Consider the following 23,732-nt stretch of genomic DNA (forward strand, 5'->3'; position numbering starts at 1 on the left):
CTCACCATCTCCTGAAGCCACTGCCTGTCAGCCTTTATGCGCCTACGCTTAAGCGCGGCTGTAGTGCATGCGCGCCGGATCTGCCAGCATGGATTACCAGGCGATCATCGTCGCGCCTGAGCCGGGCACCACATGATTCTCGATCGCTCCCAGCCCTTCTATCTCCACACGGACGACATCTCCTACCGCGAGATAACGGGGCGGCTGGAAACCCATGCCGACGCCGCCGGGTGTGCCGGTGAAGATCAGATCCCCTGGTTCAAGCGTCATCGCCTGGCTGAGTTCCGCGATCTGGTCGGTACAGTCAAAAATCAACTGATCCAGGGTCGATCGCTGGCGCAGCTCGCCGTTGACCGATGCCGTGATGCTCTGCCCTTCCGGTTGGAATTGATCGGCGGTCGTTATCCACGGGCCAATCGGTGCGTGGCTATCGAACGATTTTCCGATCATCCATTGAGGCGATCGCAACTGCCAGTCACGGACCGATACGTCATTGCCGACGCAATAGCCGAAGATGACTTCCTTTGCGCGCGCCTTGGGAACGTTGCGGCAGCGTTTGCCGATGATAGCGACGAGTTCGGCTTCATAGTCCAGGGCATCCGACACGGGCGGCTTTTCGATGCTCCCAAAAGGTGCGTTGATGCCATTGCCATGTTTTGAAAACCAAATCTGGGCTTTCGGCATGGGAAGGCCGGTTTCTCTGACATGATCAGCATAATTGAGGCCGATCGCCAGGATCTTGCTTGGCCGCGGGACCGGCGCAAGCAGGCGCACGTCGGCCAAGGCAAAATCGGCGGGGCCGCGGGCTGCGCTTGCGAAGAGCGAGTGATATTCGCTCCAGCGCGTAATTACCTCGATGATGGTCGCGGCCTCGGGAAGTCTGGGCGAGAGATCGACGATCCCGTCTGACACGACAACCCCGATGGCTTCTGTGCCGTGTCGCTCGAAAGCGGCGATTTGCATGGATGATACCTCTTAGTGAAAGGTGTTGAGCAGCATCTTTGCTGCGGTAAGGGCCAGAAAAAGGCCAAAGACGAGGCGCAGTTTTTTGCGATCCAAGCTGTGGGCGATCCGCGCTCCGTATGGCGCCATAACGAAGGATGCCGGTGCGATCAGCGCAAATTCACATAACCGAGGGATGCGGGTGGCAGGTTAGTCGCGGCACCCCCCGCCAGAATCGCGCCGATTGTGCCCGGGACGGATATGATCGCTCCGAATACGGAAGCGGTTCCGACGGCCCGATGTATGGGAAAACCGAACATCGTCATGATCGGTACGCCCACCGTTCCGCCGCCAATGCCCATCATTGTTGAGACTGTCCCGATGAAGGTAGGAATGGCGTACTGCAGCCCTCCTCGAGGGGGCTCATCCTTTAAATGTGGTTCACGGCCCGCCACGAGGTGAATAGCTACGGGCAATGCAACTATCCCGAATACCGCCGCCAGCGCATGGCCGCCGACGAATCCAGAAACGATGCTCCCTATCAGTACCCCAAAAACCATCGGAGCCATCCAGCTACGCACCAGCGAATGATCGACTGCACCCTTCGCATTATGCGATCGTATCGACGAGAAGGACGTCGGAATGATTGTCGCTAGCGATGTACCGGTCGCCACATGCATCTGCACGTCGGGGTCGAAGCCCAACAGACCCAGCAGATAGTAGAGCACGGGCACGATGACGATCCCGCCGCCAACGCCCAACATCCCTGCGACGACACCGCCGACTAGTCCGGCTCCGATCATCGCACAGGCGAAAATCACCAGTTCAGCGGGTGAAACGATAGAAAAGTCCATAAACCCCCCTTAGGACAAGCGGCGGAGTTCGTCTCTCGTGGCCCCAGCGCGATAGCGGCGCAGGAAGTCCTCGTGATCAAGTTCTATGCCGGAAGGATTGGCCTGAAACTCAGGGGAACGCGTAAAGGCGACAAACTCGGCGTGGCTGTCATAATTATTGACGCACAACTCGACGATGTTTTGGTCGGGATCCCGATAATAAAAGCTGGTGATCGGCCCATGATTGGACGTTCGATGAGGCGTCACACCATGAACGGCGAGAGTTTCCACTTGGGCGACCAAGCGCTCCAGATCGTGGTATTTGAACTGGATATGGTTCAGGCCCGGATCGCTTGTCGGGCCAAGTGACATGCCGGGCAGTTCGAATAGAGCGAGTGTAAAGCCGCCTTCCAGAGCGGCGAAGCACGATCTCACATCAGCGGCCCTGACCTGCGGCTTTCCCGAAAGCGGGATGTCGGTTGCCATCACCTCAGGTGTATTCACCATGAACCAATCGAGTCCGAACACCGCCTCGTACCAAGCTTTAGCCTCGTCGAAACGGCCGGTCTGAAGAACCACTTCCGTGCAGGATGGCTTAGCCAAGTCGGCTACTATGCCGTGCAGCTCCTTCATCACATTCAAAGGCTGATTGCCTCTCATGAGTCCTCTCACATAATTTTATAGACAACATGTTATTCATAAGATAACGAATCGTAGGTGTCAATCTGGCACCACGGGGCAGCTGTGGGCCGATGGCGTTAACCGGAGGGGATTCGATGAAGCTCATTTCGCCTGCCAGCCTGTTTTGTGGCGTCTCGACACTTGTTCTTGCACTGCCTGCTTACGGTCAGGGTGCCGCTCCCGGGCAGGCCGCCGCGGTAGTGGCGCGGGATACCGTCGAGGATATCGTTGTCACCGCGACGCGCCGTTCCGAGCGGTTGCAGGATGTGCCGCTGGCCATCTCTGCCATCACGGGCGATCAGATGGCGCGGCGCAGCATCATGAACACGACTGATGTGGTTACGGCGGTGCCCAACATGTACGGCTCGCCCACGAACGGGCTGCGTGGCGGCACTTTCATGTTCTTGCGCGGCTTGGGCACCACAAGCCCCATGGCTTTTCTCGACCCTGCCGTATCCAACTACGTCGACGAAGTCCTGCGGCCGAGGCAGAATAATTCCACCACTAATTTCTCGGATATTGACCGGATCGAAGTATTGCGTGGTCCTCAAGGCACGACCTTCGGACGCAACTCTACCGGTGGCGCACTGAGTATCACCACCAAGAAGCCGTCGCCCGAATTCCAAGGGGATGTTAGCGTCACCTACGGAAGCTATGACGAGCACATCCTGCGAGGGATGATCAATGTGCCGCTGTCCGACAGCTTCATGATCCGGGCGACCGGCTTCTATGATAAAGCAGATGGCTGGCTGACCAACCTCACCAGAGGCGACAAGCTTATGGGCAAGAAGCTTTATGGCGGTCGCGTTGCCATTCGCCTTTTGCCTTCGGACGGTATCACATGGGATGCCTCGGCTGAACATTCGCGGTCATACGGGCTCGAAATTCGCTCCTTCGCCGGCCAGCCCAAAATCACCCGGCTTGAGGGCGTTCTCACGGGGGGCACCAATGACGTGGTTGCGGATGCGCTCGCGAACAGGGGGCTGCGCGGCAACGTCTATTCGACAAGCCTGGCCTCAAATCTCGCAATCGATCTGGGCGGCGCTGATCTCAGCCTGATCACGGGCTATAACGAGTTCCACTCGCCCTTCGTTTATGACGGCTCGGGTCTTTCGCTCACCAGCACCACAGCGACGCCGGTCCCCGCCTATCAGATCGGCGACTTGCGCGGTGACAACTTCACCCAGGAAGTGAAGATTACCGGCAAGCTTGTCGAAGACAGGCTGACCTATGTCGCGGGGCTCTTCTATCTCACCGAGAAGGATGACTTCATTCTCAGTGCAACGGCTAATCGGGTGGTCACCTGCTCTCCGGGCAGCTTCGGCGATGGTCAGGTGGTATGCCCGAATGGCCAGCGCGGCTATTATACGACGCGGCGTGGCATCCAGAAGGTGGATAGCTTTGCCGGTTATGCTCAATTCGACTTCGAGCTGACACCCACGCTGACCTTGACCGGCGGCGCTCGCTACACGGCCGAGAAGAAAACGCTGGATGCCGTTCCGGTCAGTCTTGGAGGGCTCGCCGCCGGCGGCCCGCTTACCGCCGATCTGGTTCGCTACGGCGTCGACACCAAGCTAAAAAGCTCGATCCTGACTCCCAAGGCGATCATTCGATGGAAACCATCGGGCTCGCAGATGTATTATGCGAGCTATTCACAGGGCTTCAAATCGGGCGGCTTCAATCTCGGGCCGACGCCTGCCACATCCAATTCACTCAAGCCGGAAAAGACGCGCACCTACGAGATCGGCGGTAAGGTAGAACTGTTAGATCGGCGACTGACGCTTTCGGGCGATGCTTTCTATCAGCTCACCGACAATCTCCAGCTTTCGTATAGCGCGCCTAATTTCCTGGTCGCGAACGGTGCGCCGCTGCCTGTTACCAAGAATACCGGCGACATTCGCACCCGGGGCCTGGAGCTGGAATTCACCGCGGTACCATTCCGCAATCTTGAGCTGTTCGGCGGTGCGGCGGTACAGGGGGGGCATTATCACCGGGTGAATCCCGATGCCGCGTCCTTCACCACCGCCGCAGGTGTGTTCGTCAAGGGTGTCGATCTCACCAATAAGTTGGTCTACCTGCCGGCGCGAACCTTCAATATCGGCGCGACCTATGAAATCCCGGCGGATGGGCTGGCAGGGCATTTCAGCCTTACTGCTGATTTCCGCTACCAATCAGGTTCCTGGCGTCTCGCCACCAACCAGGTCACACCTATCAAGGGCTATTCGGGCCCCTTCGAGGTTCTGAATCTGTCGGCGGGCTTCACGATGGACAACGGGCTGCGGCTGTCGGTGGAATGCCGTAATTGCACCGACAACCAGCGGATCATCGGGACCACCAGCAGCAGCTATTATTATGCCGATCCCCGGCAGATACTAGCCAGCGTTGGCTTCAAGTTCTGATAGGGAGAGGCGGATCATGCATGATCTCGTCGTTCGTGGCGGCACCATCGTCGATGGAACTGGCAAACCCGCTTATGGTGGCGATGTCGCAATCGACGGCGGCATCCTGACTGCGGTTTCCGGGCGGGCAGGCCCCGCCCGGCGCGAGATCGATGCGAGCGGTGCCATCGTCACGCCGGGATTCGTGGATATCCACACCCATTATGACGGTCAGGCGACTTGGGATCCGCTCATGTCGCCGTCCTGCTGGCATGGGGTGACGACAGCGCTGTTCGGCAATTGCGGTGTCGGCTTTGCGCCGGTGCGGCCTGAACATCGCGGGCCGCTGATCGAACTGATGGAGGGTGTCGAGGATATTCCCGGTATCACCCTGGCCGAGGGTTTGAAATGGGATTGGGAAAGCTTTCCCGAATATCTCAACGCGCTCGATCGACTGCCCCGGGTGATGGACGTCGCCGCGCAAATCCCCCATCACCCGTTGCGTGTCTATGTGATGGGCGAAAGGGGCCTTAGGCGCGAACGAGCCACGGCCGAGGACATTGCGGCGATGTTCCGCCTCACCGAGGAAGCATTGCGTGCGGGTGCGTTCGGCTTCACCACCTCGCGCACCCAGTCGCATCGTACTGTGAAGGGTGATCTGGTTCCCGGGCAGAATGCCGATGTCGAGGAATTGCTCGGCATCGGTCGCGCCTTCGGCCGCGTTGGACGTGGTGTATTCGGAATGATGAGCGATTTCGTAGACGAAACGGCCGAGTTTGCCTGGCTCGAGCGGTTGGTCCGGGAGAATGGCTGTCCGGCCTGGTTCCTGCTGACCGATCATCCATCCGATCCCGATCGCTGGCGGCGCCTCGCCGAACATATGCGGCAATCGCGCGTCAAGGGCTTGCCGATCTTCGCAGAGGTGGCTGGCCGTCCGGTCGGCGTGCTCCTCGCGGCCAATACCAGCATCAACCCCTTTTCGATGCGGCCGAGCTATCAAGCGCTGCTGGATATGTCACCGGACGATCGACTGACCGAAATGCGTAAGCCCGCCACGCGTGCCCGAATCCTGGCCGATGCGGTGCCGGCGAGTTTTCGCGAAACGGCGGCGCCGCTTCTTTGGGAGATCGCGACCGGCTGGGACAGGATGTACGTCATGGGTGAAACGCTCGACTATGAGCCTTCGCCTGACAAAAGCGTGGCCGCGATCGCCCGAGCCACGAACCGGCTGCCTGATGAGGTGGCTTACGACTATCTGGCGAATTCGGCTGAGCATTTCCTCTTCTATCCGACGACCGGCTACACCCAGGGTGATCACGATGTCATCGCGGAGCTCCTGCAGGCCGATGGCGCTATCCTTGGTCTGGGCGACGCGGGCGCGCATTGCGGCATGATCGTAGACGCGAGCCTGCCGACGTTCATGCTCACTCACTGGAGTCGGGACCGGTCGCGCGGGCCGCGGCTCGGCCTCGAGCAGGTGGTTCGGATGCAGACCTCCGCCACGGCTGGATTTTATGGTTTTCATGATCGTGGCGCCCTGAAACCTGGCCTTCGGGCCGATCTCAACGTGATCGATCTGCCCTCGTTGACCCTGGAGGCCCCGGAGGTCGTCCACGACCTCCCGGCGCAAGGCCGTCGGCTCATCCAGAAGGCGAGGGGCTATGTCGCGACCGTGGCGGGGGGCGTGCCCACCTTCGAGCGGGGCGAACATACCGGCGCATTGCCGGGGCGTCTGGTGCGCGCGGCATGAAGCTTCCACCCACTACGCGGCCGGCCCCTGTCCCCGCAGATGACGCACCCTATCCTCCGGCCGGGGCCAGTTGGCTCCTCGTTGCAATGCTGATGGCGGCCTATGTCGTCTCCTTCCTGGATCGGAACGTACTTTCGCTGCTGGTTGAGCCGATCAAGCGCGATCTCGATCTTACCGACACGGAGATCAGCCTGCTCCAGGGGCTCGCCTTCACGATTCTCTACGTGACGGCCAGTGTGCCCATGGGGCGGATCGTTGATCTTCGCCGCCGAACACGTGTCGCAGCCACCGGAATTGCTTTTTGGAGCATGATGACTGCCGGTTGTGGGCTGGTCCGCAGTTTCTTGGGGCTGTTCGCCTGCCGTGTCGGCGTCGGTCTGGGGGAGGCGGCGCTGGCGCCGGCGGCCTATTCGCTGCTCGCCGATTCCTTTCCCCCGAAGCGGCGCGGTATCGCCCTCGCGGTGTTCGCCACCGGCCTTTATGTCGGATCCGGGCTGGCGCTGGTCATCGGTGGGATCGTGACCGGCCTGGTCAAGGATGGCACGGATATCGTCCTGCCCATCGTCGGAGCCGTGCGAGGCTGGCAGGCGGTCTTCCTCGTCGTGGCGCTACCCGGCCTGATCATGACGCCGCTGATCCTGCTGCTGCCCGAACCGCCGCGGCGTGGCACCTGGGCCAAGGGAGGCACCGCCATTCCGCTCGGCCAGGTTGTTGCCTATTTCCGGCAGAATGGGCGCACCTTGGCCTGCCTGATCTTCTGCCACGGGCTGATCGCGACCGCAGTCTATGCTGTGCAGGGCTGGGTGCCCACTCTTTTTATCCGGGTCTATGGCTGGTCGGCGCCCGAGATCGGCCACGCCTATGGATTGATCCTGGTCCTGTGCGGATCTGCGGGAATCATCGTTGGAGGTTTGCTCGGCGACTGGTCCCGAACCCGTTTCGAGAATGGCCGGGTACGGATTCAGGCCAGTGCCGGTGCTCTTATGCTGCCTTTCGCGGTCGCCTTTCCGCTAATGCCTACGCCGGAACTTGCCCTGGCGATGCTGGCGCCGCTCACCTTCTTCGGTACCTTCACCTCGGTTACCGTCACGCCGGCCCTCCTCGAGATCATGCCCAATCGGATGCGCGGAACGGCCACTGCGACCAGCCTGGCGGTCTCCAACGTCTGCGGGATCGGCTTCGGCACCACTGCGGTCGCCCTGTTCACCGATTTCGTGCTGCACGACGAGAAGTCGATCTGGATATCGCTGGCGGTTGTGCCGCCAGTTGCATTGATCGGATCGGCTCTCCTGGGAGCAGGGGCGCTCGGCTCCTATCGGCAAAGTTTGCGGAATGAAGCTTTCTGGACTTCCTCGCAGAGGAATATCGACCATGCATGATCTGGTTATCAGCGGCGGAACGATCGTCGACGGTCTGGGTACTCCCGCCTATCGCGGCGATATCGCTATCTCCGAAGGGCGGCTCATATCGGTGGGCGGTACGGCTGGGCCCGCACGGGAAAGGATCGATGCCAATGGCCTGATCGTCACGCCGGGGTTTGTCGACATCCACACCCATTATGACGGTCAGGCAACTTGGGACGCGATGCTGGTGCCATCTTGCTGGCATGGCGTAACTACGGCGCTGTTCGGAAATTGCGGCGTCGGCTTCGCGCCGGTGCGGGCGGAGCACCGGCAGCGGCTGATCGAATTGATGGAGGGCGTAGAGGAGATACCCGGCTTGACGCTTGCCGCAGGCCTCGATTGGCAATGGCAAACCTTCCCCGAATATCTTGACGTTCTGGAGCGTTTGCCGAGAGCCTTCGATATTGGCGCGCAGGTCCCGCACCATGCCTTGCGCGTCTACGTAATGGGTGAGCGCGGTCTGCGCCGGGAGCCGGCGACCGGTGAAGACATCGCTCGGATGCGCGAACTGACCGAGGAGGCTCTTCGGGCCGGCGCGTTTGGCTTCACGACATCGCGAACGAATGCGCACAAGACACGCGCGGGCGAAATGGTGCCGGCGCGCAATGCCGAGCGGGATGAACTCGTCGAGATCGGTCTGGCATTGGGTGCCGTAGGCCATGGCGCGTTCGGCATGCTGACCGATTTCGACGACGTCGACGACGAATTCGCGTGGATGACGGACCTGTCGATCCGGACGGGGCGGCCCGTTTACTTCCTTTTGGGACAAAGCACCCGCGATCCAGCCGGTTGGCGGAAAATGTTGCGCCGGGTGCAACATTCCCGGGAAAAGGGCGGACATGTCCACGCGATGGTCGGAGGCCGGCCGGTGGGTGTGCTGCTCGGCATCGATACCGAGCTGAATCCCTTTTCGATCCGGCCCAGCTATGAGCCGCTGCTGCAATTGCCAGTCGGCGAGCGGCTCAAGCAGCTTCGCTGCCCGGATGTCCGGGCCAAAATCCTTGCGGATTCGCCTTCTCCCGCGCTCCTCGCGCGTTTTTCGGCTCTCCGCCAGGTGATCACGGAGAGATGGGATCTGCTGTTCGTGATGGGCGATGAGCTGGATTACGAACCCGGGCCCGAAAACAGCGTCGCAGCCATTGCCGCGCAACAGGGGCGTATGCCGGAGGATGTCGCTTATGACGTGATCACCGCTTCCGAAGACTCGTTCCTGTTCTTTCCGATTTCGGGTTATGCGGAAGGTGACCACGAAGTGATCCGCGCTATGATCGAGGATGAGGGGACAATCCTTGGCCTCAGCGACGCGGGCGCGCATTGTGGTTCGATCGTAGATGCCAGCCTGCCTAGCTACATGATCAGCCATTGGGCACGGGACCGTATCCGTGGCCCCCGTTTGCCGCTGGAGCGCGTCGTTCAGATGCAGACGTCCGAAACGGCCCATTTCTATGGGCTGTACGATCGTGGCGCGCTTGTCCCAGGGCGACGTGCTGACATCAACGTCATCGATCTCGACAAGCTCACGCTTGGCTTGCCGGAAATGAAATATGATTTGCCTGCCGGTGGCCGCCGGCTGGTGCAACGCTCGCGCGGCTACAGGGCTACGATTGTTGCTGGCCAGATTACCTTCGAACATGGGGAACACACCGGTCGCATGCCAGGAAAATTAGTTCGAGCAGGCAATCTCTCTATCATATAGATAATATATTACTCTATTGATAAATTTACGAAGGTCGGTCTACGACGTCGTCGTAGTGTCAAAAAGGCGTCTCGATGGAAACTCTAACCGTACCAGTTCTGATTGTCGGCGGCGGGCCGACTGGTCTGGCTCTCGCTAACGAACTGGGCTGGCGTGGTATCCGCTGCATGCTGATAGATGAGGGTCAGGGTGAGATTCCCTTTCCGGCCGGGGAAAATATCTTCTCCCGGACAATGGAACATCTGCGACGCTGGGGGCTGGCTGACCGCGTCCGCTATTCGGGCGGTTTCCCGCCGGATCGCAAGAAGTCGATCGTATTCGCCACATCGATGTTCGGTCGCGCGCTGGCCACATTCGAGAAAGAATCCAATGCGGATGAACCGACATCTTCGGCTGCCACGCCGGAGGGGACGCTCATCATGCCGAAAATGGATTTCGATCGGGCGTTGCGCGCCCAGGCGGAAGCTCTTCCGTCCTGCGATATCCGCTTCGGAGCTCGTCTGATCCGATTCCACGATACGGGAGATGGAGTAGAATCGCTTTTAGAGAAGGACGGGTACCAGTTTACTGTGGCCGCACGCTATCTCGTAGGCTGCGATGGCGCCCGCAGCGTGGTGAGGCGGGCGCTCGATATCGACCTAGAGGGGTCTTTCGCGCAAGGCTGGAATTTTGCCATCTTCTTCCGTTGCGCCGAACTGGATGCGGCCCTGAGCCGGCATTACGGCGTCAGCATCACCCAGCTACACACCGTGAACAGCGAGGGTAAACCATATTTGACGGTCGTTAATGGTACGGATCTTTGGCGTCTGTCCATCTACACCGATGAGGAGGTCAGCCCCGACGCTCGCGATGTGCTGAATCGCGTGCTGCCGGGCAGGTCCTGCGAGATATTGAAGGCGCAGTCCTGGGCAGGGCACCGGGTCGTCGCGAAGCATTATCGCCGCGGCAACATTTTCCTGGCGGGCGACGCCGCCCATCTACGTTGGCCCAAAGGGGGCTTCGGGGCGAATACCGGAATTGGTGACGCCATCGATCTTGGCTGGAAACTTGCCGCCGTCCTCGACGGCTGGGCCGCTCCGGAAATCCTCGACAGCTATGAGGCTGAACGGCGGCCGGTCGCCATTCGCAACGTCAACGAGGCATCGATTAATCGCCGTCTTGACGCAGCTATCGTTCCGGATCCGGCGCTCGATCGCGAGGGTGCCGAGGGTGAAATCGCGCGCGCCGCTCTGGCGAACCGACTGCACGCGTTACGCCTTCGCGAGTTCGCGACCGAGGGGATTCAACTCGGCTATCGCTATGCAGCTTCGCCGATCTGTGCGGATGACGGAACGCTGGAGCCGCCCGATGATCACATGCTTTATTTGCCGACGACATGGCCGGGCGCGCGGGCACCGCATTTCTGGATGAACCCAGGCGAGTCTATTCTCGATCGGTTCGGCCGTGGATTCGTCATGGTGCGGTTCGATCGAAGTATCGGGTTGGAGGAGCTTGAGGTTGCGGCAGCGCGGCGCAAGTTGCCGATATCAGTGGTCGACATCGCCGATCCCGATGCTCGCACTCTCTATGAAAACCGGCTCGTGCTGGTGCGGCCGGACGGACATGTAGCCTGGCGAGGGGACGTTGCACCAAAAGATCCGCTCGGACTGGTCGACCTCGTGCGTGGGGCAGCGGACAATCGGCGGCAGCGGAAGATGGGGCGGGGTGTGGCCGAGGCAGGGGGACAGGAGGTCGAGCATGCTTGAGCAGAAAGTGTCCTTTGACGTCGAGGATGTTGAGTATCTTCGCCACGGCGATCTGGGCCTGCTCGCTAGACTATACCGTCCTGCCGCCGTAGATCGCGGTGCGGCAGTGATCGAGGTCCATGGCGGTGCGTGGTCCAAGTTCGACCGGACCCGCGGCCGGCATCTGCACGAGGCGCTGGCGGCACGCGGAATCTTTGTGATGGCGATTGATTTTCGCCAGGGCGCGGACCACCCGCACCCAGCCAGCGTGCAGGACATTAATTACGCGATCCGTTGGCTTAAGCGGAATTCGGATGCGTTTGGTGTCGACCCCGATCGCATCGCCCTGTCGGGCAACTCAACCGGCGGTCATCTGGCGATGCTCACTGCGATGCGATCCTCCCGATCCGAATACGCAGCGCTCATGCTGCCCGGTGACCTGTCCCAGCCGGATGCCAGCGTCCGCGCGGTTGTGATGCTGTGGCCGGTCATCAATCCACTGAGCCGCTACCGGTTTGCCCAGATGAAATGCCTTGATGTCGAGCCGCCTTACTGGGCCAGGGATATTGTTCAATGCCATGATGGATATTGGCGGACCGAGGAGCGGATGGCTGAGGCTAACCCGATGCTCATCCTCGATCGCGGGGAGCCGGTGACGCTTCCACCCGCGCTTTGGATACGCGCCAGCGGAGACGACGTTCACGACTATCGCGATCCGGATGGAAGCTTCGATGGGCTGGAGGCGGAGCGATTCGTTTCGCTATACCAAGCAGCCGGAGGGCGCTTGGACCTGCGGGTCTTCGATGCGCCCATGATGTTCACCACGGTCCATCCGACTCTACCGGAATCGGCGGCAGCTCTCGACCAGATCGGCGATTTTGTGCTGGAGCATACGGCTCCTCCGCGAAGCTGAACGGATCGTTCGCTTGTGCGCTTTATAGTCTTCCAAGGATGATCGGATGATTGATTCGCCTGTCGTGGGTCGGGCACGAGCCCGTAGCATCAGCGATATCCTGCGCCTGCAAGCGGCGCGGAATCCCGGCAGAATCGCGCTATGTTTCGAAGAACAGGAAGACAGTTTCGCCGATCTCGATGATCTGGTTAGCCGGGCCGCCAGTGCACTGCGGGCGGCCGGCGTCGAGACGGGCGACCGCGTTGCACTGTTTTCACGTAACAATCGCCATTTCATCATCCTCCGTTTCGCGATCATACGTGCGGGCGCGATCTTCACGCCGATCAATTTCATGCTCAACGCCGATGAGGTCGCTTATATTCTCGATCATGCCGGCCCTTCCGTGGTCATAGCTGAGGATGCGCTGTGCGGCGTGGTCGAGGAAGCCCTCAGGCTACTCTCCGACCCGCGGGTGGTAAGGGCCTATATCCCGTCGGCTGGCAATCAAATTCCGGCCAGGTGGATCTCCGTCGAGGATTGGCTGTCGCGCCCAAGCGGAGGCGCGCCGGCTGTAATCCGCGATGAAGACGATCCTGTCCAGCTCATGTACACCAGTGGCACGGAGTCGCGACCTAAAGGTGCTCTGCTCAGTTCGCGAGCGCTGTTCGCGCAATATCTGAGCTGCATCGTCGATGGCGGCATGGATGCTGAAGATGTAGAGCTTCACTGCTTGCCGCTCTATCATTGCGCTCAGCTAGATTGCTTCCTTACCGTAGATTTATACATCGGTGCGAAAAGCATCCTCATGCGCACGCCTGATCCTGCTCGGATGCTGGAAGCGATCGAGCGCGAACGTGTGACCAAGCTGTTCTGTCCGCCGACGGTGTGGATATCGCTGCTGCGCCATCCCGACTTCGAGCGTCGCGATCTGTCGAGTCTCACCAAGGGCTATTATGGGGCGTCTATCATGCCGGTAGCCGTGATCGAGGAGTTGTCCCGAAGGTTGCCGACAGTGCGTCTCTGGAACTTATATGGTCAGACCGAATTGGCGCCCGTCGCGGCAATATTGAAGCCCCAAGAACAATTCGCGAAGCTAGGCTCTGCCGGCCGTCCCGTGCTCAATGTCGAAACCCGTGTGGTTGACGAGCATGATCGCCCTGTCGCTGTTGGCCTGGTGGGCGAGATCGTGCATCGCAGTCCACAGGCAATGCTTGGCTATTATCGCGATGATGAAAAGACAGCCGAAGCGTTTAAAGGTGGCTGGTTCCACAGCGGCGATTTGGGCCGCTTTGACGAGGATGGATATCTCTATATCGTCGATCGAAAGAAGGATATGATCAAGTCGGGTGGTGAGAATGTGGCAAGCCGCGAGGTCGAAGAAGTCATCTTCGCTCACCCCGCCGTTGCCGAGGTTGCTGTCTTCGGCCTGCCCGATGACAAGTGGATTGAAGCTGTTACCGCAGCCGTGGTTTTGCGAGAGAATGCTGTGATCGGGGCAAAAGAACTTGCCGATCACTGCCGGCCGAGGCTCGCGTCTTACAAGCAGCCTAAAACTATATACTTGGTAGATCGCTTGCCTAAAAATGCAAGTGGGAAAATATTGAAGCGCGAGTTGCGGGAAAGCTATTTACGGTAGCCGATGAAGGTGAATGCCGCATTCCGTGGTGATCATCACGAGAAGGGACCTCCGAATTTAGGGCAGGGCGCTATTCCTATCGGCTACGCAAGCTGGCCATTGAATGACCCAATCATGTCTGGTGCGCCAACGCAATCCTACGAAAGATTGAGCCTTCAAAAGCTACTCAATGAGCCGAGCGGCCGGTACGCCGAGCGGTTTGGCCAGCTTTTCCAATATCATCACCGTCGGATTCCGCGCCCCGCGTTCAATGTCGCTGATATAGGTGCGGTGAATATCGGCCTCATGGGCGAAAGCCTCTTGGCTCCAGCCCTTCTCCTCGCGGAGGGCGCGGACGTTCTGCCCGAGGCGCTTGCATATATCCACAGCAGCTTAAAGACACGCCTGTCGACGATCGATCTACAGACGATCAGTGACAATCTGGTTGACTGGCGCCGATTTCCGAGCATTGGCTATGTCACTCATAGGCGATATTCTCTCACGGTGCGTCGCCTCGAGAGGACATAGGCGCGACGAGATAAGCCAAGGCCGAAGGCGTCGCTCCGGTAACGGGGGACGACGTCATATGGTTGGACCGACGGCGGCAACAGCTTCCGCTCAGCGCAGGGGCGCACCGCTCAAAATCCTGGCGCTGACCAATCTTTTTCCAAGCCCGTCTCGACCAGGCAACGGCGTCTTCCTTAAACATCGGCTGCAGCACCTCTCCCGCTTGCCAGGCGTGGAGATGCGCCTGATAGCGCCTGTCCCATGGTTCCCTTCCACAGCGCGGATCTTCGGCCAATACGCCAAGCTGGCGCAGACCCCGCGCGATGACGACACGAGCGGCATCCCCGCCCGCTTCATTCGCTATCCGATGCTGCCCAAGATCAGCATGTGGATCACCCCGCTCAGCATCGCTCTGTCGGCTCTAAAAGCTATAAGAGACATGAAGCGATCTGGCTTCGAGCCCGATGTCATCGACGCCTATTATCTCTATCCGGATGGAGTCGCCGCATGTCTGCTGGGCGTGTGGCTCAGAAAACCGGTCATGCTCACAGCCTTGGGCACCGACGCCACCCAGATCGCCAGGCAGCCCATCCCAGGCGCCCTCATCTGCTGGGCAGCCCGCCGCGCCATCGCGGTCACCGCCGTCTGCCACGCGCTGATCGATCAACTCATTGGCTGCGGCATTGCGCCCGAGAAGCTGACCGTCGTGCAGCACGGCGTCGATCTCGAGCTGTTCAGCCCTCCCCATGACAGGGATGCCCTGCGCCAGACCTTTGGCCTGAAGCGCTTCACCATGATCTCAGTCGGCCATCTGTCCCAGAACAAGGGTCAGCATCTCGCAATCCGCGCCTTGACTGAGATCCCCGACGTCGATCTCCTCATCGTCGGCGACGGCCCCGAACGCGACAGGCTGCGGGCGCTGGCGAGCGACCTCGGCGCTACCGACAGGGTGCGCTTCATCGGTTCGGTCGACCAGCCCCATCTGGCCCTGCTGATGGGTGCTGCCGATCTTTTGGTTAGCTGCTCGGAATATGAGGGTATCTCCAACGTTCTGTTGGAAGCCCTAGCTTGTGGGACGCCGGTCGCCGCAACCCCGGTCTGGGGATCGCCCGAGATCGTCGCTGACCCCAAAATCGGGCTCCTGTTCAAAGAGCGATCAGGCGGTGCCATCGCGGACGGTATCCGATCTGTCATGCGACATTCGTGGGACCGCAGCTATATCCGGCACTATTCGCTACGTTATGACTGGGCAGCCACCGCCGAGCAGCACCGCTGCGTCATGCTGCAGGGCCTTGGCGCTGCGAAGGCCCTGCCCGATCGGCCATCGGCAATGGCTGATGGCTCTCCTATGGCTGACGATTGCCAGGCCTTGGTAACGAGCTCCGCTTACATCGCGGGGTCGGTCCGATGAGAGGCCCCAAGCGCAGATGCCGCGGGACGCCGGTTGTCGTCACCGCCGATGGCGAGAACCGGCTGGAGCGTATCACCCTCGGTGGCGTCCATAGCGAAGCCTGGCTCCAGAAGCTGATGCACGATCACCCATCGGCGCTGCCCATTCATATGATCGAGCCGGCCTTCGGCGATCCCATCGCCATCGCCTGCGAGATGCCGTGCGCTGCTGGCTTCATCGACAATCTGTTCCTCACACCTACGGGTGAGATCATCCTGGTCGAAGCCAAGCTGTGGCGGAACGCGGAGCTGCGCCGCAAGGTGGTGGCGCAGGCGCTCGACTATGTGGCGGCGCTGACCCGGCTCGACTATCCCGCCTTCGAGGCGATGATCCTCCACGGCTGCAAGCTGAAGGCGCCCTCGCTCCATGCGCTGGTCGCCGATCATCCCGATGCCTATGACGAGCCCGAGTTCATCGACGCCATCGCCCGCAACCTGAAACAGGGCCGAATGCTGGTCATGGCGGTGGCTGAAGGCATCCGCGAGGAAACGGAATCGCTGGTCGGCCTGCTCCAGAGCCATGCCGGGGCACACTTCACCTTCGCGCTGGTCGAGCTTGGCTGCTGGCGGGACGAGCGCACCGGCGACATCGTCGTTGTGCCCGACACGCTCGCCCAGACCGTGCTCATCGAGCGCGGCATCGTCGTCATCGAAGGCGGAGTGCCCAAGATCCTGCCATCGGCACCGGGCAAGGCGGCCACCAAGCCGCATAGCCTCAGCGCCGAGATGTTCTACGAGGAGCTGGCCAAGCGCGACCCCGCCCTTCCCAATGCCATCCAGGCCTTCATCAAGAAGGTCGAACCGCTGGGCGTCTATCCCGACCAGCGGGCGACGCTCGGCATCAAAGCCAACCATCCCGACGGCCACAAGCCGATCAGCCTGGGCTTTATCGACAAGACCGGCAAACTCTGGACCGATGCCGTCGCGACCACCGTTCCCGCGAATATTGCCCGGCGCTACACACGGCGCCTGGCCGACCTGATCGGGGGCCAGCTCTCGGGGAGCGATGGCCTCGCCGTCACCACCAATGGCAGCTCGGCGCCGCTGGTCTCCCAGCTATTGCCCGAGCATGCCGAGGCCTGGGCCGATGCCATGCAGTCGCTACTCGCCGAGGTGAGCAAGCAATCGGAGCATGCGGCATGAAAAAGGCGGAGCGGGCAGCGATCAACGCGATGCTGGAGAGTCTGGCACCAACGGGCGTCTATGGGCTGGTCAGGACCCGCGTCGATATCGAGATGTTTCACCCGGCAGGTGGCTTGCCGATCCCGATGGGATCGATCGAAAGCGACGGGCGGCTTTCGATCGATGCGCTGGCGGCGCACGTACCGTCGAAATTCGCCCGCATCTATGCGCTCGACCTGGCGGCGCTGCTCGGGTGCCGCACCACCGGATGGCGCGACATGGTGCTGGTCGACGTCAGTGGTGAAAGACCGCATGTCGCGCCGCTGCTCGTCGATGGCGGACGGGCATGGGCCGAGCGGCTCGTCATTCACGGGGAGTGGATCAGATCCTATCTGCAGGACGAAGCCGCCGGCCGGCCCGCCGACGGCTTCCTCCTTGGCAGTTGACGACCGTCGTCATTGGAGGGGCTACCGTTATGCGGGAGCATCCCCGCTGGACTTGCTCTCCTCGCTCTCCTGCGCCCGCGCGATCGCGAGCTGCTCGAAGGTCATCCGCTCATTGGCGTGAATGGCCACCTTGCCGGTCGCGTCCTGCCAGCGCCGGATGGTGACATCAACATAGGCGGGGTCGAGCTCGATACCACGACAGCGCCGCTTTTCCTTTTCACAGGCCATGAGCGTCGTGCCCGAGCCCATGAACGGGTCGAACACGATGTCGCCCCGCTTCGTCACGTCGAGCAGGGCGTCGGCGACCAACTCAACCGGCTTGGGCGTCGGATGGTCCTTCAGAGCCTTGCCCGCTGACGATCCGATGCGGTTGGCGCCCGGATATTCCCAGACGTTCATCCGGTCGCGTCCGCCGCGACCAAGCAGGACATTGTTTGTGCCAGGGGACTTGGCCGTGCAGAACACGGCGATCTCCTCATAGGCCGAACGATATAGCCCGCCCATGCCGCCCGACCCTTTGAACCAGACCACCTTGTTGATGCGCTCAAGGCCGGCGTTGCGGCCGGCCAAGAGCAGCAAGTCGATCTGCCGCCAGTCCATGCAGGCGAACATAACGGCTCCCTCGGCGCAATGCTCGCGGCATCGCGTGAGATAGGTGCTCAAGAAGGTGGTGAACCCGTCGTCCGACATTTCGCCGCAGCCCATGGCGAAATCGCTATGCTTCACCTTGCCGAGACCGCTTACCACCCCATCGATCTTGATATTATACGGTGGGTCCGAGAATACGCAGTTGATCACCTCACCGGCGAGCAGAAGCAGGTAGCTGGACGCTTCCCGAGCATCGCCGCAATATTGCACGTGGTCGCCGAGGATCCAGAGATCGCCAGGACGGGATACCGGGACGAACGGAACCGGTGGTATGACGTCGCTGACCAGCGCCTCGTCAACGACCGTGCCGAGGATCAGGTCGAGCTGGCTGGCATCGAAACCGGTTATGCTGAGGTCAAGGCCAAAGGCCTCCAACTCCTGCAGTTCCGTTGCCAACTCCTCCAGCTCGAACTTCCCGAGCACGGGAAGGTTGTTCAGCGTGACGTGCGCAAGCCGCTCTTCTTCCGGGGAAAGATGCTCCACAACGAGGCATTGAACCTCTTCCAGCCCGAGCCGCCTGGCGGCTTCAGCCACGATGGCGCCATTGATGATTTCGCCTTTGGCATTGATCAGCAAGGGCGCCAGGAAACCCAGAACCTGGATCGACGCGATCACACGCTCGAGTTGATCTGGATTCACCTTTCGCGGCCGCTTTTCACGGAGCTTCAGATCAGCGAGCCGGCGCGTGACAAGCTTGAGCTCGGGTGTCAGGTCGTTTCGCACGGGGTGTGAAATCGCGGTCAGGCTCACTTCGTCAGAGCGGCCTTTACGACGCGCGCGTTCCCGCGCCAAAATCTGCTGCTTCAGGCTTGGCTGAAAATCCTGTTTCACTTGAGTTGCCATGATCGGTCCTTTGGGTCGCCTTGAGCTGGCGACCTGAGAAATGGTGGATGAAGGCGGCAGTGCTATTTCTTCGGCTTGGCGCCGTACTGCCACCCGCCCTTGTTGCGGATCTCCTGATCCGCTGGACCCTTTTCGATCCAGCAGAGCCTCTCGCCCTTTTTGAGTCCTTCAGCTGAAGGTTTTTGACCACTGTTCTTGGCCGAAAAGGACGGAGGCGGGCCAACACCGGGATAGGGATGTTCGGTATCTGCCGCGCAATTCGGTTTCTCCAGCGGGTCGGTCGGAGTGCTTCCCGGCGCTATGCTGTCGCTGCCGTCCACCGGAATCGCGCCGGCTTGTGCGTTCTCCGCGTCGACGTCTTGTGTGGGCGGGTTTGTAGATTCGACATTGGGGGATGGTGTGCCGATCTGACCATGCGCGGGATCAAGGGGATCATGCGGATCACAGGCGTTCAACTCGTTGTCACCAGTCTCCGAATCTGCGCCTTCTATGGATTGCGCCTCGTCGTCTATCGGGTACTCCTCTGGCTCAGCTGGCCCGGGCGACGATGTGTAATAGGCGTTTTGACCAGCGTTCTTGGTCGATTCTTGAGCCTTGGATTCCTTGAGCTCCGCATATTCCAGCTGAAGCTCGGCGAGCAATCGATCCTCTTCTCCCTTGAACATGGGCACGCCGATGAGCTCTTCCAGATCCACGCCATCGTCGGGCTCCTCGCCATTCAGAGCCCTGATAATCATCGATTTAAGAGCCCAAGACCGTTGATTCCACGCCTCGCTATTGAGCCGTTCGATTTCCGTGGCCCGCCTGTGCTGGCGTTGATTTAGGCGCTCAAACGCCCCGATCGAGGTCAGCAGCCTCATTGTCTCGGTCCAATCCCGCCGGCTTCCCGCAAACAAATGCTTCTTGCCCTGCTGTATCGCAGCGTAGACGCAGGGAACCTGGATCACTCGACCGCCCTCTTTATAGGGCACCAGTTCCTCGAGCATGTCTGCGCCGAGTTCCGCGAAATCGGTGATGGGGAGTGATTTGGGCCGCTGCGCAGGATCTACTGCATTCCAAGCCGTCCAACCGTAGTCAGCCGGTGGCTTCCGCCTACGCTTTGGTTGGTTGGTGCTGGAAAATAGCGTGCTTCGCTTCGGGTTCTTATCGCCTGGCGGCTTACCCCGGAAATGGCCGCCCAGATCCTCTGGACCGCCGTGAAAACTGGTATCATGCGTCGATCGCCGACGAGACATAACGCCCCCTGCTCTGCACAGGTCCTCGACGCGCGAGGGCTGCGCCCAAATGTTGGGTTAGCTGTCTGAGGCGAGGTTGGACGCTGCCACAGACGGAGGGCCGGGTATGTCTAAGGGCGCTCGTCAGGCGCCTCCCGCCATTATTATTTAGACTCGCCTCGCGGCTAATCTACTCCCGTGCGGGGACACTTTTCCAACCAAGTACGCCCCGCACGTAAGCTGACCTGTGATGCCACCTGTCAGCGCCTCCTAATAGACATCCTGCTCCCCAACCTTGTCAACTGAGCTTTCGAAAATCTTCGAAGGGCACGTCCCCGTGCTGCTCCATCGACGGTGCCGTGCAGTCCCCATAGCTCCCGCGGACCACCCGTACCTCACCCGTGACACCACCCGTGCATCGGGGACGGGTGAGGGCGCTAAAAGTGCCCGAAAACTGCGGCTGTGTTCAAGGTTGGGGCACCGAATCGCGAAGAAAATCAGATTTATCGGAAGTGACGGGAGGGAACGGGTGAAACTCGCACCTGAGACGACCTTGGTCTAGACCCGCTGGCGCACCATTTTTTTATCCCGCCATATCAATAACTAACTTCATTTCTGTGGTGCCGGAATTGTCCCCGCTTTGGCGGTGATTACAGCATCTGCCGCCGAGCCGTGAGACGCTTTCGCGTGGCCTTGATGCGTTGAAATTGCTCGACTTTCTGTAAGCGCGATTTTGGTGGTCGGCCGATGCGATGCGCATCAAGCTGCGGGTTTGCTGCGCAGCTCTGGTTGCCCGAGCCTTCGTCACTTTGCGTGGCAAGGAGCGAGCGGAGGATAGTTGAGGCCATTGTTGGATTCGTCGGCAGGCGAGATCGCGGCACCTTGGCGTACCCATGTCATCCAGGGCATGGAGTAATCCATCCAATTGGATGGAACTCTTGCACTGCGGCCTACCAGGTGGTGAACCTATAAATGGAATGGTCTATTCATAGACCGCCGATCGCTACTGTAATAGGTTCGTCAGATGAACCAAGAGCAGCAATGGTTGCGAGAGCATAGCCGTAAGCGTCGCATTCGCGAGACGAATGAGCGGCGTCGCCGATTGATAGGATTGGCGGGTGCTAGGTTTATCCGGCGAGTTTCTGCGGTCATTTCGATCATATGCCTGCTGCTGATTTCCCTTTCCGTGCTGCTAAACTGGGGCAAGTTCAATTGGGCTGACTTGTCGATCCAGATAGCGCTGTCTGTGCTCGCCCTGGTCGCCCTCAACGGCGTGGCATGGCTGATCGAATGGTTGCTCCGACACATTGCGAACGCGGGATGACAGTGTGCTATGGGGCGAAGAGCAGCTGCATGCTTCCATAATGCACTGAACTCTGATTCAGATTCGGTATGAGCTGATCTCGGTGTCCATCAAACCGGCAGCAGTTCAGTGCATCGTACCGATAGGAGCAGCAGCATACACCTCAGTCTCTGAACGATGGTTCGCGCTTCTCCAGATTCGCTTGGAGGGCTTCCCTCTGATTCGCCCTTCCCATCAATGTGAGCTGCTCTTCTGTTTCGAGCAGCAATATGTTGCGCTGATCGCCGTCGGCGGCAAGGTTGAGCAGCCGCTTCCCGCTGCGAACAGCATTCGGGCTCTTTGCGGCGATCTCCGTCGCCAACGCCATCGCGGCTTCGTGGGGATTTGCCGACAGGCGGGTGACCAAGCCGAGACCGGCCGCCTCCTCCCCCGAGACCTGCCGGCCGGTCCAGGTCAGCTCGCGCGCGACGTCATCGCGGACGAGGTTCCTCAACAGCGCCATGCCGCCCATGTCGGGAATCAGGCCCCAGCGGATCTCCATCACGGACAATCGGGCGTCGGGCGTCGCGAAGCGGATGTCGCAGCCCAACGCGATCTGCAGGCCGCCGCCAAACGCAGCGCCGTGGATCGAGGCGATAACGGGCATGGGAAGATCGCGCCACGTCATCGCCATCTGCTGGGCGCGGTTCGCCCCGCTGGAGCTGCGTGTCTTGCCGAACAGGCGGTCACTCGGTGGCTCGTCGCCTGCCATGTCCGTGAAGTTGCTCATGTCCAGGCCGGCGCAGAACGCCCGTCCTTCGCCTGAGAGGACGACCGCGCGAACGGTCTTCTCCTGGGCCAGCCGCTCACCTGTCCGGATGACCGCATCGAACATTGCGTCGTCCAACGCGTTCAGCTTGTCGGGCCGATTCAAGCGGACATCGGCGACGCCCGCCCGAATGTCGACGGTAATACGGTCGTTCATTAGCAGCTCCTGCGAATGGACCGCTGCCGAGTGACCAGATGGACCCGCTGGAGGGCCGGCGCTGTCACGGCGAGGGTTCCGGGGCGGCAAGAGTCGGGTAGGCGCCCAGGGTGCCGATCAGCACCCCCGACAGGGCGAAGGTGGTACCCACTATCAGGAGGAGGTTCGAGTAGTCTCCGAAATGGTCGAACATCTGGGCTCCGAACATTGGACCGAGCCCCGCCCCGCAGCTCAGCAGGCCGACGACGGTGCCGAAGACCAGTCCATAGTGTCGAACGCCGAAGTAGCGGGCTGCGAGATAGGCGATCACGTCGAACTCGGCACCAGCCGAGAAGCCGATCAGTACCGCCACGACGAACGCGAAGCTCAGCCCCGCATCGGCGAGCAGCAAGGCACAACCCACAGCTGGGAGGGCGAGCGCAATCAGCCCTATCAGAGGACCATTGAACCGGTCCAGCAGCCAGCCTGTCACCAGGCGCCCGACTATCGTGGCGAGCCCGATGACCGAGGCTATCCCGGCTGCGGTCAGCGGCGAGGCTCCCTTGCCCCTGAGGATGGGAATGAAGTGGACAGTGAGGGAACTGATCGCGATCCCGACCAGCAGGCAAGCCAGGGCCATCTGGGCGAACCTGCGCGACCGGAAGATTTCTCTAGGGGTTAGGCCGGGTAACTTGGAACGGTCGATTGTAATCGCTTCCGCCTTGTCGCGTCGACGCTGATCGGACGCATCGAAGAAGAAGAACCAGGCGGGGAGGGAGAGCAGTGCGAAGATCGCAGCCAAGCCAATGTAGGCACCCCGCCAGCCGAACGATTGCTGCAGCAGTGTGAGGATGAACGGAAGACAGAAGGAGGCCAAGCCCGTTCCAGAAAGCGTGACCGCGATAGCCAGACCGCGGCTTTGGTCGAAGCGGCTGATGACGGCTGCCGTCCAGACCGTCGACTTTATGAACAGAGCCGCGACGGCGAGGAAGGTCCAACCGGCCCACCACGTCCATTTACTGGCGCCGGCGATGGCCAGTGACGCTAGCGCGAGGCAGAACATGACCAGCCCGGGCAGGGCGATCCTGCGGGATCCGAAGCGATCGACGGCATGCCCCATCAACGGGGCCAGCGTAACGATGATGACGCTCATGATGGCGGCCCCGGACGAGATCTGCAGCCGGGACCAGCCGGTGTCGTCCTGGATGGCGGTCATGAGGGCGCCCAAGGTCAGATTCGGACTTGCCGACATGCCCATGCCGATCGCGGCGATGAGCGGAATCTTCCAGCCGACGGACCATTCGCGCCGCTCCGCAGCTCCCAGGGTCAGCGAGTTCATCGGC

19 protein-coding genes are annotated in these 23,732 nt (G+C 60.7%); 12 read left to right on the forward strand and 7 right to left on the reverse strand.

Going from position 1 to position 23,732, the window contains the following annotated elements; genetic code table 11:
- Nucleotides 1-93: 93 nt before the first annotated feature.
- The 3 genes from CMV14_RS07085 to CMV14_RS07095 form a co-directional block, all read right to left on the reverse strand.
- Nucleotides 94-963, reverse strand: coding sequence for a fumarylacetoacetate hydrolase family protein (locus CMV14_RS07085; protein WP_066960599.1), 870 nt, complete (start codon nt 961-963; stop codon nt 94-96).
- A gap of 149 nt (nt 964-1,112) precedes the next feature.
- Nucleotides 1,113-1,796, reverse strand: coding sequence for a sulfite exporter TauE/SafE family protein (locus tag CMV14_RS07090; protein WP_238147219.1), 684 nt, complete (start codon nt 1,794-1,796; stop codon nt 1,113-1,115).
- A gap of 9 nt (nt 1,797-1,805) precedes the next feature.
- The gene (locus CMV14_RS07095; RefSeq protein ID WP_066960596.1) at nt 1,806-2,435 is read right to left on the reverse strand and encodes a VOC family protein; all 630 of its coding nucleotides are present in this window, start codon (nt 2,433-2,435) and stop codon (nt 1,806-1,808) included.
- Nucleotides 2,436-2,551: 116 nt separating this feature from the next.
- Between CMV14_RS07095 and CMV14_RS07100 the strand changes: the two genes are divergently transcribed.
- From CMV14_RS07100 to CMV14_RS07150, 11 genes are all read left to right on the forward strand, one after another.
- Nucleotides 2,552-4,855, forward strand: a complete 2,304-nt coding sequence (locus CMV14_RS07100; protein WP_176489009.1) for a TonB-dependent receptor — start codon at nt 2,552-2,554, stop codon at nt 4,853-4,855.
- Nucleotides 4,856-4,871: 16 nt separating this feature from the next.
- Nucleotides 4,872-6,584 carry an N-acyl-D-amino-acid deacylase family protein gene (locus CMV14_RS07105; RefSeq protein ID WP_066960589.1) on the forward strand — a complete coding sequence of 571 codons (1,713 nt, stop codon included), beginning with the start codon at nt 4,872-4,874 and terminating at the stop codon, nt 6,582-6,584.
- Nucleotides 6,585-6,676: 92 nt separating this feature from the next.
- A complete protein-coding gene (locus CMV14_RS07110) occupies nt 6,677-7,963 on the forward strand; it encodes an MFS transporter (RefSeq protein WP_176489008.1) in 1,287 nt (428 codons plus the stop codon).
- Nucleotides 7,956-9,683: an N-acyl-D-amino-acid deacylase family protein gene (locus CMV14_RS07115; RefSeq protein WP_066960583.1), complete on the forward strand. Its 1,728-nt coding sequence runs from the start codon at nt 7,956-7,958 to the stop codon at nt 9,681-9,683. Before CMV14_RS07110 ends, CMV14_RS07115 begins: the two co-directional genes overlap by 8 nt.
- A gap of 74 nt (nt 9,684-9,757) precedes the next feature.
- Nucleotides 9,758-11,428, forward strand: coding sequence for an FAD-dependent monooxygenase (locus tag CMV14_RS07120; RefSeq protein WP_083215712.1), 1,671 nt, complete (start codon nt 9,758-9,760; stop codon nt 11,426-11,428).
- Nucleotides 11,421-12,320 carry an alpha/beta hydrolase gene (locus CMV14_RS07125; RefSeq protein WP_139114683.1) on the forward strand — a complete coding sequence of 300 codons (900 nt, stop codon included), beginning with the start codon at nt 11,421-11,423 and terminating at the stop codon, nt 12,318-12,320. Before CMV14_RS07120 ends, CMV14_RS07125 begins: the two co-directional genes overlap by 8 nt.
- Nucleotides 12,321-12,366: 46 nt before the next feature.
- Nucleotides 12,367-13,935 (forward strand): fatty acyl-CoA synthetase, encoded by a 1,569-nt coding sequence (locus CMV14_RS07130; RefSeq protein ID WP_066960574.1) that lies wholly within the window; start codon nt 12,367-12,369, stop codon nt 13,933-13,935.
- A 3-nt stretch (nt 13,936-13,938) separates the two neighbouring features.
- On the forward strand, nt 13,939-14,442 hold the full coding sequence (locus tag CMV14_RS27690) for a hypothetical protein (protein ID WP_456291215.1): 504 nt from the start codon (nt 13,939-13,941) through the stop codon (nt 14,440-14,442).
- Between the two features lie 58 nt (nt 14,443-14,500).
- The gene (locus tag CMV14_RS07140) at nt 14,501-15,832 is read left to right on the forward strand and encodes a glycosyltransferase (protein ID WP_176489007.1); all 1,332 of its coding nucleotides are present in this window, start codon (nt 14,501-14,503) and stop codon (nt 15,830-15,832) included.
- Complete coding sequence (locus CMV14_RS07145) at nt 15,829-17,013, forward strand: hypothetical protein (RefSeq protein ID WP_066960563.1); 1,185 nt, start codon at nt 15,829-15,831, stop codon at nt 17,011-17,013. Before CMV14_RS07140 ends, CMV14_RS07145 begins: the two co-directional genes overlap by 4 nt.
- Nucleotides 17,010-17,438, forward strand: a complete 429-nt coding sequence (locus tag CMV14_RS07150) for a hypothetical protein (RefSeq protein ID WP_066960560.1) — start codon at nt 17,010-17,012, stop codon at nt 17,436-17,438. Before CMV14_RS07145 ends, CMV14_RS07150 begins: the two co-directional genes overlap by 4 nt.
- 27 nt (nt 17,439-17,465) lie before the next feature.
- On the opposite strand, the gene CMV14_RS07155 is transcribed toward CMV14_RS07150, so the two are convergent.
- Nucleotides 17,466-18,929 (reverse strand): DNA modification methylase, encoded by a 1,464-nt coding sequence (locus tag CMV14_RS07155; RefSeq protein WP_066960556.1) that lies wholly within the window; start codon nt 18,927-18,929, stop codon nt 17,466-17,468.
- Nucleotides 18,930-18,991: 62 nt separating this feature from the next.
- Nucleotides 18,992-19,915: a hypothetical protein gene (locus CMV14_RS07160; protein ID WP_066960553.1), complete on the reverse strand. Its 924-nt coding sequence runs from the start codon at nt 19,913-19,915 to the stop codon at nt 18,992-18,994.
- Between the two features lie 1,252 nt (nt 19,916-21,167).
- On the opposite strand from CMV14_RS07160, the gene CMV14_RS07165 reads away from it, so the two are divergent.
- Nucleotides 21,168-21,467, forward strand: a complete 300-nt coding sequence (locus tag CMV14_RS07165; protein ID WP_066960546.1) for a hypothetical protein — start codon at nt 21,168-21,170, stop codon at nt 21,465-21,467.
- 142 nt (nt 21,468-21,609) lie between these two features.
- Here CMV14_RS07165 and CMV14_RS07170 read toward each other — a convergent pair whose 3' ends face one another.
- Nucleotides 21,610-22,410: a crotonase/enoyl-CoA hydratase family protein gene (locus tag CMV14_RS07170; RefSeq protein ID WP_066960544.1), complete on the reverse strand. Its 801-nt coding sequence runs from the start codon at nt 22,408-22,410 to the stop codon at nt 21,610-21,612.
- A 64-nt stretch (nt 22,411-22,474) separates the two neighbouring features.
- On the reverse strand, nt 22,475-23,728 hold the full coding sequence (locus CMV14_RS07175; RefSeq protein WP_066960543.1) for an MFS transporter: 1,254 nt from the start codon (nt 23,726-23,728) through the stop codon (nt 22,475-22,477).
- Nucleotides 23,729-23,732 lie beyond the last annotated feature (4 nt).

Source organism: Rhizorhabdus dicambivorans (assembly GCF_002355275.1).
Lineage (GTDB): Bacteria > Pseudomonadota > Alphaproteobacteria > Sphingomonadales > Sphingomonadaceae > Rhizorhabdus > Rhizorhabdus dicambivorans.